At 62.6% G+C, this 11832-nt stretch carries 6 protein-coding genes; 3 read left to right on the top strand and 3 right to left on the bottom strand.

Annotated features, from left to right (window positions below; all coding sequences use genetic code 11):
• The 3 genes from AC30NL_RS12180 to AC30NL_RS12170 all read right to left on the bottom strand — a co-directional run.
• A partial coding sequence (locus AC30NL_RS12180; protein ID WP_489464268.1) for a CHAT domain-containing protein occupies positions 1-4988 on the bottom strand: 4988 nt, incomplete at its 3' end.
• Between the two features lie 183 nt (positions 4989-5171).
• Entirely contained in the window at positions 5172-5648 is a 477-nt protein-coding gene (locus tag AC30NL_RS12175; protein WP_489464267.1) for an outer membrane lipoprotein, read from the bottom strand.
• A 143-nt stretch (positions 5649-5791) separates the two neighbouring features.
• The gene (locus tag AC30NL_RS12170; RefSeq protein WP_489464266.1) at positions 5792-6349 is read right to left on the bottom strand and encodes an HNH endonuclease; all 558 of its coding nucleotides are present in this window, start codon (positions 6347-6349) and stop codon (positions 5792-5794) included.
• A gap of 236 nt (positions 6350-6585) precedes the next feature.
• On the opposite strand from AC30NL_RS12170, the gene AC30NL_RS12165 reads away from it, so the two are divergent.
• From AC30NL_RS12165 to AC30NL_RS12155, 3 genes are all read left to right on the top strand, one after another.
• Positions 6586-7293: a TetR/AcrR family transcriptional regulator gene (locus tag AC30NL_RS12165; RefSeq protein ID WP_489464265.1), complete on the top strand. Its 708-nt coding sequence runs from the start codon at positions 6586-6588 to the stop codon at positions 7291-7293.
• A gap of 49 nt (positions 7294-7342) precedes the next feature.
• A complete protein-coding gene (locus tag AC30NL_RS12160) occupies positions 7343-9133 on the top strand; it encodes an acyl-CoA dehydrogenase C-terminal domain-containing protein (RefSeq protein ID WP_489464264.1) in 1791 nt (596 codons plus the stop codon).
• Positions 9134-9250: 117 nt separating this feature from the next.
• On the top strand, positions 9251-11665 hold the full coding sequence (locus AC30NL_RS12155) for a 3-hydroxyacyl-CoA dehydrogenase/enoyl-CoA hydratase family protein (RefSeq protein WP_489464263.1): 2415 nt from the start codon (positions 9251-9253) through the stop codon (positions 11663-11665).
• Positions 11666-11832: the final 167 nt, after the last annotated feature.

The following is an 11832-nucleotide window of genomic DNA, read 5'->3' as shown; positions in this document are numbered from 1 at the left end:
TCGAAGTAGCCCGGACCCAGGTCGGCGAAGACTCCGGCAGCGGTGCTCAAGATGTCGGGGCGCGATTCCCATTCGGGCGGGGTTGCGGCGAGCCACTGCTGCACTTTGTCTGCCACCCGCTTGGCCTCCGCGCGCGAGATGGTTTCGCCACTGCGCTGGATGACCTGCTTCTCGCTTTCGAGGCGGTCCAGCAGTTCTTCAGGCGACACGCCACCCCATGCAGACTGCAGGCCCGCCAGCGAGACCTCGGACTTCGGGTCGATGCGCCACGCCGGGTCGCCATAGGCCTGGTATGCACCCCAGGTGATGCTCGCCGGATACTCCTGCCACGTGGTGCGGCGCGCTTTGAACACCGCCTCGCCGAAGCTCAGGTTGTCGGCCAACAGGCTTTCGTAGAAAGTCTCGGCAAAGAGACTCGCTGGTGCATCTTCTACCGCCCAGCCGGCCACGACGACGGCACGCACGCCAATGTCGATCAACTGCCGCGCGACGCTGTAGGCGAGTTTGTTGAATGCCACCGGCGACCGATCGATCTTGCCGAGATGGCAGCAGTTGAGGAAGACGAGATCGGGCACGACCTCCATCGCGTCAATCTCGGCGGCGGTGATCAACAGGCCGTCTGATAGAACCACCCCGCTGCGTGCGCTGTCATTGGTTCCGCGTTCGTCGTACATGCCGTGGCCGGCGATGTGCACGATACGGTAGGGATGTTTGTACAGCCGATTGACAACATCAATCGCACGGTGCTTGCTGCCAATCGTGCGCTCCACGTCGAAGCCGTGTCGCGCGAGCGATTCGGTGACGACAGTGGCTTCTTTTTCTGCCGCGGGCAAATCGTCGAGCGAATCCTGGTGAGGCACTTGGGGATCTGGGAAGGCGCTGAAGAATCCTGCTGTTGAAGGATTGCCCACCACGCAGGCGCGGCGCTCCATGGTCTGGTTCACGCGTGTACGGAATCGCGTCGACGTCAACTGACGAACCATTGCCGTGCTTGTGGCGAGTGGCTTGTCGTCGGCGAGCATCAGTTCCCACGGGAAGTTCGCGGTGTAGCTGTCGAGCACGAAGACGATCTGCTGCATCTGCCGCGCAGCGTCCTTGAAGTCGTAGGGCACGAGAAGCTGGAACAGCGTGCGGCTGAAGTCCGGGTCGTAGGCCATTGACATGACCTCGCGCTCGACCAGCTTCTCGACAAGGCCGGGCTGCCGCTGCTGTACCACCGACTCGGCCCGCGCGCGCTGACCGACGTAGAGGTAGTGCAGCCGCTCGGCCAGTGCGGTGCGTGGAAGCGGCCCGAGCTTTGCATCGGCCAGCGCGGGCGCGCAGTCGGGATCCTTGCGGTCCGCGTCCGCGATCATGAGCCGCGGCCAGTATGAATTGCAACGCCCGTCAAAGAGGCGCTGGCGCATGCCTTCGCCTTCGTGCAGCAGAGGGTCGACGACGATGCGGCAAGGCACACGCTTGTCCGCGTTCAGGTTTTGCCCGATCTCGCGCGCCGCATAAGTTGCGGTGATGGCCGAGTCAAGATAAACCTCGACGATTTCCAGGCATGAGATGCGCAGCTTCGATCCGGTGGTCTGCGCGAAATGCTGGTTGGCTTCGACCGCGGCGCGGATGAGCGCCTGTACCGAATCGGCAATGCTCAGGTTGGCCGACGAGTTGTAGCCCACGAGCAGGCTCGCGAGTTTCACGCCTTCGGCCTTCTCAGTGCCGGCGGCTACGGCGCCGCTATCGAGCACGTGGATGAGGTAGCGCAGGCACGCCGTGCGCAAGGCTTCGATCAGCTTGCTCACAGTGAGCGAGCCATCGTATTTGCCCAGGCCCGCGACCACCGCGCCGCGCATGCTGCCGCGCTGGCGCTCCTGCGCGCTGCTGTGGATCATGACAGCGCTTGCCGTGCCGATGGCACCTGCATACAACCCGAGGTGATGGCGCACGGAGAGTTCACCGTGCACGAGGTGTTTGTCGATCAGCGCCTCGGCCCCGGAGATGGCATCTTGTTCGTAGTGGCCAACGAGAATGGGTCGGGTCACCTGCCGCAGGTCCATCGCCTTCACACGCACGTTGAGCACGTCCTGACGGCGCCCGCGAGAACGCACGCGCTTGCCTGCGCCAAAGAGACCAGCCGCGGCTTCAGCGCCCGTCGGGTAGGGTATGGGGCCTGCGTCGTAGCTCGCAACGAGCGGGGCGGGGTCGGCGCCGCGCACCGACGGCGGTGCGGTCATGAGCTGGCCGCCCTCACCATGATCGAGCAGGGTCGCGATCGATTCGAAATACTCTTCCGTGTCGGCGAGAGCGCCATGCTCCGCGGGCATGTAGAAAAACTGCCCGATGCCGTCGATGCGCCCGGAATCCCAAGTCACCATGCCGTCGCCGCGCGGTGTGCCGAGCATCTTCCAGCGCTCGCCTTCGCGAACGATGCCGCAGGGCGTCTTGGCTGCGCAGCCGAACACATAGGCCACCTTCTTCTCGTGCTTCGCGGGCAATGCCGGTGGTGCCTTGCGGTCCTGCGCCCACAGCCATTGGCCTTGCTTGAGCATGGCGGCCGAGGGCAGGGCGGCGATGCCGTCGCCGAACCAGAAGTCGCGCATGTCCTTCTTGAAGGCGCCCCAGGTGGCCGGGTCGAAGTAGTCGCGGCTGCTGTCATTGCCAGTGTCCTTGAAGCCTGGCTTGGGAAGTAATTGCAAGGCACCCGGGAAGCTGGCAATGATGTCGAGTACCTCTTGCAGGTCGTGTGCGGTGTCAAGCACGCCAAGCTTGCGCACCGTGTCGGACTTGCCGATCAGTGCTTCGACCATCTGGTGCGAGCCCTGGTTGGGCGTGCCCAGCATGACGAGCCGCGCCCCATCGCGCGACATGACTTCATCCCACAAGGCAGGGTGCTTGTGCACCAGCGCGCGCACGACGAGGCCGCCCATGCTATGCGCGAGCAGCCGCACCGGCTGCAAACGCAATCGGGTCGCATCGAGTTGCTGGCGCAGGACGACGGCAAGCCTGTCGGCCAACACGTCGAGCGGCTGGCGCCAGTCGTAGGGAAAGGGCACGACACGCTGGCTGGTGCCGAGGTACGTGTTCAGATCGCCGTAGAGCTGCGCGGAGATGGCCTCGGCTTCAATCTTGTCCGTCTTGCCCGCGGCCATGGCGACTTTTGAAAGGCCGCCTGTGGCGAGCGACACGACGTCGAACCACACACGCTCGCGCGCATTGATGCGCAAGTGCGAGCCCATGATGCCGGGCAGCAGCACGGTCACGGGTGTCGGAATCACCGACGCCGACATGCCTCGCACACTTCTTGTTGGTGCGGCCGTGTCGTCCATGCCGCGCAAGGGCCGAAAAGCCTCGATTTGATCGACCGATGCTTCCAGCAGCCAACTTCTTATTGCGGTTCGCGTGGAGTCATTGGTGAAGTAGCGGAAGTGGTTGACCTCGGGGCCTTGATCGAAGAGCACGCGCGTTGTCTCGGGGCGTGCGACACCGGCGGTCATCGAATCAGTGTCAACGACGAGGTCGTTGTCGACGCTTCCGAAGAAGTTGTAGTCGGTGAAGAAAACGCCTAGCTGCTTGAGCCACCCGCCGCCCTCTATGTCGCCGCTGATGATGGCGAGCTTGACCCCATCCTGCACCTTGGCTCGCGCAAGAAAGCGCGCCATCGGCGAGCCGGGCAACATCGCTTCGATGCCGGGCACGAGGTTGGGCTTGGTGCGGTTCTTGGCGATCTCGAGCACCACGCGCTTGAAGGCGGAGTAGATGGGGTTGCCTTTGAAAGTCGGCACCCAACCCATCAACGACAGGAGTGACGACAGGAAGACGTCGAAGTTGCCGCATGCAAGCCGCGTCCCGCGCGCAGGCGAGGCAACGCGGACGTAGCGCTCGATGCGAATCTTCTTGCGCTTCAATTCGGCGCAGAGCTCGTGCAGCGTGTTGCGTTGCTCGGCATAGGCCTTCGCCAATTCGGCACGGATGCGTTCGCGTTCGGCCGGATCGGCCTCGCCGAGCTGCATGCCGTCGAGCGCATAGCCGTCAATGAGGTCGTCGAAACCGTCCAGGCACAGCAGGTCGCCGACCAGCCCGCCCCGCGAGTGGGCAAGGAGGTGAATCCGTGCGCCCTCGGGCAGTGCCCGTGCCAATTGCAACGCGTTCTCCGCGGGGCTTTCGCACAGGGTGCGGTGCTCGAAGGCAAGCACGCGGTCGCCGAAGCGGTCCTCGAAACTGCGCCAATAGGAGGGCGATGCACTTTGCAGGGCATCGAAGCTGCCCGAAGTGCTCGACCCGGTGCCGTGGATCATCACGAGGAATGGGCCGGCCGCTGCCTGGGCTGCGAGCTTCTTGTCGCCGGCTTCGAAACGTTCGGTGAGTTCGCCATTGACCCATCGGTACAGGCCCGGGTCGCGCTTGAGCTTGCTTTCGATGGCCCACATCAAGGCCTTGGTGCCGACCCAGGTCACGCCGAGTTCGGCGTACTGCTCGGTCTTCTCCTCAGATTTCTGGCCCAGCCACTCGCAGGCTTTGCGCCTCGCAGCGTCGATGATCGGGTCGGCGACCTGTCCCACAGTCACGGTGTAGATCTGCGAGACGATGGAGTTGAGGCACTCCGACATCGCATCGCCCAGGCTGCCGCGCATCGCCGCACCGCGTGCGCGCAAGGCGGAATCGAAGACGATGGCGCCGGAAGCATCGATGGCGTTCGGATCGACCCGGCGAATCGCCTCGCGAAGATTTTCGGGATGCGTGACGACGGTGATGCCTTCGGGGAGTTCCATCACCACGACCTGTCCGACCGACGAGCGAACGTCGCGCGAAATGCGGCCCGCGTCGCTGGATCGGGCGCCACTCGACAAGTCGTGGGCCGTGTCGACCTTGAGCAGGCCGCGCGGCAGGAACGGATCGTCCTGTGCGTTGGCCGCGGAACGCTGACTGCCCTCGAAAGCGCGTGGAAGGCGGTCCAGCGATAGCGGAGCGCCGCGTAGCTTGAGGGTTACCAGGTCAACCATGTCGTTTCCCCGAGGGCGGCCGTGCGGATGCGGCGGCGCCTCGTGCGTTCGTTTGGGGCAGGGCGCGCAGTACATCACAGGGCTTGCAGCGCCTCAATCCCCATGTTTGGCAGTCATCCCGAAGATGATGGGACAACAAAAAACGCGCCACAGGGGCGCGTTCTTCAAGGGAGGAAGAAGCGATTAGCTTCGAGGCGCTGCCTGAACAACTGCCGGGGCGCGCGTCACCCGCGTCTTGCCGCCGGTGGTGACCAGAACCACCGGGTCGCCGGCAACGAGGTTCTCATTTCCTTTGGCCTGCACGATCGCGCGGCGCTCACCATTGCGAAGCTGGATCAGGATCTCGACGGCCTGTTCGCGGGTGCCGAAGCGCTCCACCGCGTTGCCGACGACGGCACCGGCCACGGCACCCAGCACACCGACCACAGCGCCTTCACGGTGACCGCCGACAGTCGACCCAGCCACGCCGCCAGCGACACCTCCGGCCACGGCACCGACGCCGCTCTGGTTGCCTTCGACGACCACAGGTCGCACTGACAACACCGTGGCATCCTGAACCTGGGAGAGCCGTTGAGCGTCACCCTTCTGGATGACATCGGGACTGGTGGTAGAGCAGGCGGCCAGGACGGCAAGCGACAGGACGAGTAGCGGCTTCTTCATGGGTGTCTCCAGGGGGGATTCTTCAGCGAATGCAAGAACAGTGGCGCCCGTTGACGGACACCCGGATATTGAACCGTACTTTAATAAAAGAGTTCAACGCACTTGGAGCTTGTAAAGCCACAGAAACCTGTCCAGTGAGGAATCTAGCCGTGGAGCCGGCTGTGTCGCGGAACGCTGGCCAGCAGGAACTCCATCTGGTCGGCGAGGATGCGGCGTCCGCGCAGGATCATGTCCTCGTGCAGGCTCGGCACATAGGGCAAATACATCAGCGACATGTGGGCCTCTTCAGGCATCCGATTGCCCTTGCGGCCATTGCACGGGCGGCAGGCGGTAATGCAGTTCATCCAGGTGTCGTATCCGCCGCGCGAGGTCGGCGTGATGTGCTCGCGCGTGAGGTCCTCGATGAGGAAGTGATCACCGCAATAGGCACAAACGTGACGGTCGCGTACGAAAAGCTTGGGGTTCGACAAGGCAGGAGTCTGCCGCCATGCGCGACTTGGAACGGTCCCGCGCACAGCGATGATCGGATGCACCTCGATGCGCGATTGCATGCCGGTACGTTTTTGAGTGCCCCCGCGCAAGACATGGAAGGGGTTGCCAAGCGTCCAGGCAATGCCGTCGCTTGCATAAATGCAGGCTGCTTCTTTCTCTGAAATCCAGGATTGAGGCCTACCGGAGATGTCGAGTTGCAGAACTTCCACGTGCAAAACTCCTTGCACGAAGAGTAATCCAATCCATGCGCCGTACTCAATAGGCGCAGACCTTGCAGGGCGACTGGCCAACACGCTTCATTACGCTATCGGGTTAACCCGTGACAGTCGATCGATATTGAGCCGCATGCCAAAAAAATCCACTGGAGACAAGCCTGTCGACTCGGAAAGTCTGCAAAATAGAACGACCGTTCGATTTCACAGCCCCAAACGCCGATGTCTTCGCCGTGACAGACAACAACGCATCATCGATTCGCGACTCCGCAGCCCCGCATCGCACGTTGCAAAAGGGCCAGCAGACCCGCGCCGCGATTCTTGATGCCGCACTCGTGCTTGCTGCGAACATGGGCCTCGAAGGTCTGTCCATCGGCGCGATCGCCGAAGTCACGCAGATGAGCAAGTCTGGCGTCTTTGCCCACTTCGGCTCACGTGAAGAACTCCAGATCTCGGTGGTGCGCGAATATCACAGCAGGTTCGAAGAGGAGGTGTTCTTTCCGGCCATGCGCGAAGCGCGCGGCTTGCCCCGCCTGAAGGCGCTGTTTCACCGCTGGGTGCACCGCGTGTCCATGGAAATCGATTCAGGTTGCCTCTACATCAGTGGTGCTGTCGAATTCGACGATCGCCCGGGCCCTGTGCGCGACGCGCTGGCGACCATGGTGCTGGCTTGGCAATCGGCGCTCGAAAAGGCCGTGATCCTCGCCGTCGAAGAAGGGCATCTGCAGCCCCATATCGATCCGCTGCAACTTGTGTTCGAGTTGCACGGATTCATTCTCGCGTTGCACCATGACGCTCGTTTCCTTCGCAACCCGGGCGCGCTGGACCGCGTGCGTACCGCTTTCGAGCGCTTGGTCGGCGACTACGCCACGCCGTCAGGCATCCAGGTCCTGAGAGGCGCCAAGAGCGCAGCCCCCCAAAGGCGCACCAAGACCCGTTGATCCGCACACCACTTTTCCTATTTCCTGCTTCCATTCAAGGAGTTTCACGATGGCTCAGTACACCCCTCCGTTGCGCGACATGCAGTTCTTGTTGCATGAACTGCTCAACGTCGTCGACGAATTGAAGCAGTTGCCCGCGCACGCCGAGATCGATGCCGACACCATCAACGCCGTGCTCGAAGAAGGCGGCAAGTTCGCCGCGCAGGTCACGGCGCCGCTGAACCAGATTGGCGACCAGGAAGGTTGCAAACTCGACAAGTCCACGCATGAGGTGACGACGCCAAAAGGCTTCAAAGAAGCATATGTGCAGTACGTCGACGGTGGCTGGCCATCGCTGTCGTGCGACCCGGAGTATGGCGGCCAAGGCTTGCCGCACGTCCTCAACCAGTGCTTCTACGAGATGCTGAATTCGGCCAACCAGGCCTGGACGATGTACCCCGGCCTGTCGCATGGCGCGTACGAAGCGCTGCATGCACACGGCACGCCCGAGCAGAAGAAGCTGTACCTGCCAAAGCTCACGAGCGGCCAATGGACAGGCACGATGTGCCTGACCGAGTCGCATTGCGGGACCGACCTTGGTCTGCTTCGCACGAAGGCCGAGCCGCAAGCCGACGGCAGCTACAAACTCACCGGCAACAAGATCTTCATCTCGGCCGGTGAACACGACATGGCCGAGAACATCGTCCACCTGGTGCTTGCGCGCCTGCCAGACGCGCCGGCCGGCTCCAAGGGAATTTCCCTCTTCGTGGTGCCCAAGTACAACGTCATGCCCGATGGCAAGATTGGTTCGCGCAACGGCATCTACTGCGGTGGCCTCGAGCACAAGATGGGCATTCATGGCAATGCCACGGCGCAGATCGTGCTCGAAGAGGCCAACGGTACGCTGGTAGGTGAGCCCAACAAGGGTCTGGCCGCGATGTTCGTGATGATGAATGCGGCTCGGCTTGGCGTCGGCATGCAGGGCCTGGGGTTGACGGAAGTGGCGTATCAGAACGCCGTTGCCTACGCCCGGGACCGCATCCAGATGCGCTCGCTGTCGGGCGTGAAGGCGCCGGACAAGCCCGCTGATCCCATCATCGTCCACCCGGACGTTCGCAAGATGCTGCTGACTGCGCGCGCCTACGCCGAAGGCGGCCGTGCACTTGGTATCTGGACCACGCTGATGCTCGACAAGGAGCTCTCATCGACCGATGAAGAAGAGCGCCGGGACGCCGCGGATTTCGTGGCGCTCGTCACGCCGATCGTCAAGGCTTTCCTGACCGACAACGCTTGGATTTCGACCTCGCATTGCTTGCAGGTCTTCGGCGGTCACGGCTACATCGCCGAGTGGGGCATGGAGCAGTTCGTGCGCGACGCACGCATCAACATGATCTACGAAGGCACCAACACGATCCAGTCGCTGGACCTGCTGGGTCGCAAGATCCTGGCCGATAACGGCGCGAAGCTGAAAAAGTTCGGCAAATTCGTTCGCGACTTCGTGGAAGAAGAAGGCACGAACGAGGCTATGCAGGAGTTCGTGAATCCGCTGGCCGACATCGGCGAAAAGGTGACCAAGCTCACGACCGAACTCGGCATGAAGTCCCTTCAGAATCCCGACGAAGTGGGTGCCGCCGCGGTGGACTATCTGCGTGTCTGCGGCCACCTGGTGTTTGCATACTTATGGGCGCGCATGGCCAAGGTGGCCCTTGCCAAGCTGGATTCAGGCGATCCGTTCTACAAGGCCAAGCTGCATACGGCGCGCTTCTACTTTGCCAAGCTGCTGCCCGAAACTGCGACGCTCATCCGCACGGCCCGTGCAGGTGCCAAGCCCATGATGGACATTGAGGAATCGCTGTTCTGATGCAATGCTGGCACTCCGACCCAATCGCAACGCCCACATGATTGAAATACTCTCGGCCTCTAGACGTGGATCGCGTTGAGTGACCAGTTCCCGACAATTTCAAACGAAGGAAAGACCATGAATCGATTCCCCGTGCGCAAGGTGGCCGTGCTCGGAGCCGGCGTGATGGGCGCGCAGATTGCCGCCCACCTCGTCAATGTCAAGGTGCCTGTGGTGCTGTTCGACCTGCCGGCCCAGGTCCAGGATGGCGCAGGGGCGCCAGCTTCCGCGGCCTCAAAGAATGGCATCGTGACCAAGGCTGTCGACGGCTTGAAGAAGCTCAAGCCGTCGCCGCTGGGCGTGCCCGAAGACGCAGCACTGATCCAGCAGGCCAACTACGATGAACACCTGGACCTGCTCAAGGAATGCGACCTCGTCATCGAGGCAATCGCCGAGCGCATGGACTGGAAGCTGGACCTGTACAAGAAGATCGCGCCGGCACTCGCGCCGCATGCCATCGTCGCGTCCAACACCTCGGGCTTGTCGATCACCAAGCTGTCAGAGGTTCTACCTGAAACAATCAAGCCGCGTTTTTGCGGCATTCACTTCTTCAATCCGCCACGGTACATGTACCTCGTCGAGCTGATCTCTACGCCGACGACCCAGCCAGAAGTCATCGACCAGCTCGAAGCCTTCGTGACGAGCGCGGTGGGCAAGGGCGTCGTGCGTGCCAAGGACACGCCGAACTTCGTCGCCAACCGTGTCGGCATCGCGGGCATGCTGGCCACGATGAAGGAAGCGCAGACGTTTGGTCTTTCGTATGACGTGGTCGACGACCTGACCGGCAAGAAGCTCGGACGCGCCAGCTCCGGCACCTTCCGCACCGCCGACGTTGTCGGTCTCGACACGATGGCGCATGTCATCAAGACGCTGCAGGACAACCTCGCGGACGATCCGTTTTTCCCCTCGTACGCGACGCCTGACGTCCTGACCAGGCTGATCGACGCCGGTGCGCTGGGTCAGAAGAGCGGTGCTGGCTTCTTCAAGAAGGTCGGCCGGGACATCTTGCGATTCGACGCTGCCACGGGTGACTATGTGCCCGCCGACAAGAAGGCCGACGAGATCATCGCGCGCATTCTGAAGAAGGCGCCTGCGGAGCGTCTGAAGCTGCTGCGTGAATCGACCAACCCACAGGCGCAGTTCCTTTGGGCCATCTTGCGCGACGGCTTTCATTACGCTGCGGTGCACCTCGCTGACATCGCCGAGTCCGCACGCGAAGTCGACTTTGCGATGCGCTGGGGCTTCGGCACCAGCCAGGGCCCGTTCGAGCTGTGGCAGGCGGCGGGTTGGAAGCAGGTGGCGGAGTGGGTCAAGGCCGACATCGATGCCGGCAAGGCATTGAGCAAGGCGCCGCTCCCCGCGTGGGTGTTCGACGGCCGTGATGGTGTGCATACGCCTGATGGGTCGTGGAGCCCGTCGCAGAACAAGTACATCGCGCGAAGCAAACTGCCGGTGTACCAGCGCCAATGCTTCCCCGAGGCGCTGGTGGGAGACGGGTCTGTGTCGCCGCTGCAGGCGGGCACTGAGCTCTTCAAGAACGACGAAGTGCGTGTCTGGACGCTCGACAACGAAGTCGTCATCGCGAGCATCACCGCCAAGCTGCACCTCATCAGCCCGCTGGTCATCGAAGGCCTGCTGAAGGCAGTCGAGATCGCGGAGCAGTCGTACAAGGGCGTGGTGATCTGGTCACCGGACGACGTGTTCTCGGCCGGCGCCAACCTCGAAGCGCTGATGCCGGTCTTCATGAAGACCGGCGGCAAGGGCATCCTGCCCGAGGTGAAGAGGTTGCAGGATGCCCTGCTGCACGTGCGTTACGCGACGGTGCCGGTGGTGGCTGCGATGCGCGGCATCGCGCTTGGCGGAGGCTGCGAAATCGCAGTGGCTTCGGCCAAGCGCGTGGCATCGATGGAAACCTATGTCGGTCTGGTCGAAGTCGGCGTGGGCCTGATCCCCGGCGGCGGCGGCTTGACCTACATCGCTCGGCGCGCGGCTGAAATGGCAGCGGCCGGCAATGCGAACGCGGACATCTTCGCCTTCCTGAAAGACGGATTTACCAACGCCGCGATGGCCAAGGTGGGCACGAGCGCGATTGAATCGCGAAAGCTCGGCTATCTGCTGGATAGCGACACCATTGTTCCCAACAAGGACGAATTGCTGCACGTGGCGATCACCGAAGCCCGGGCCATGTTCGATGCCGGATATCGCGCGCCGCACAAGAAACTGTTCCCGGTGGCCGGTCGCAATGCCAAGGCGACCATTCAAGGCCAGCTCGCCAACATGCGCGATGGCGGTTTCATCAGCGCGCACGACTATCACATCAGCTCGCTGATTGCCGATGTGGTGACGGGCGGGGATGTCGATGCCGGGTCGATGGTGACGGAAGAGTATTTGATGGCGCTGGAGCGCAAGCACTTCTGCGCGCTGCTCGATCACCCGAAGACGCAGGAGCGGATCATGGGAATGTTGCAGACCGGTAAGCCGGTGCGGAATTGATCACCATAGGCCTTCGGCTGGTGCCCGCCCGGGAAAGTGGGTGGGGCGAAGGGTCGATACATCAATCCAATCCAAGAGATCTGAAACGAAGGCCATGACGCTTCAAGACAACCCATCCTGTCCCCTCTCCCGCTCGCGGGAGAGGGTTAGGGTGAGGGCTCGCGAAC

This window comes from Rhizobacter sp. (genome assembly GCA_021153565.1).
GTDB lineage: Bacteria > Pseudomonadota > Gammaproteobacteria > Burkholderiales > Burkholderiaceae_C > Albitalea.
Note: the sequence above shows the minus strand (reverse complement) of the source record. Positions and strands in the feature narration are given on the sequence as shown.

Excerpts from the sequence above, each read along its gene's own strand:
- AC30NL_RS12175 (WP_489464267.1), bottom strand. The coding sequence starts at position 5,648 with ATGAAGAAGCCGCTACTCGTCCTGTCGCTTGCCGTCCTGGCCGCCTGC.
- AC30NL_RS12160 (WP_489464264.1), top strand. The coding sequence starts at position 7,343 with ATGGCTCAGTACACCCCTCCGTTGCGCGACATGCAGTTCTTGTTGCAT.
- AC30NL_RS12155 (WP_489464263.1), top strand. The coding sequence starts at position 9,251 with ATGAATCGATTCCCCGTGCGCAAGGTGGCCGTGCTCGGAGCCGGCGTG.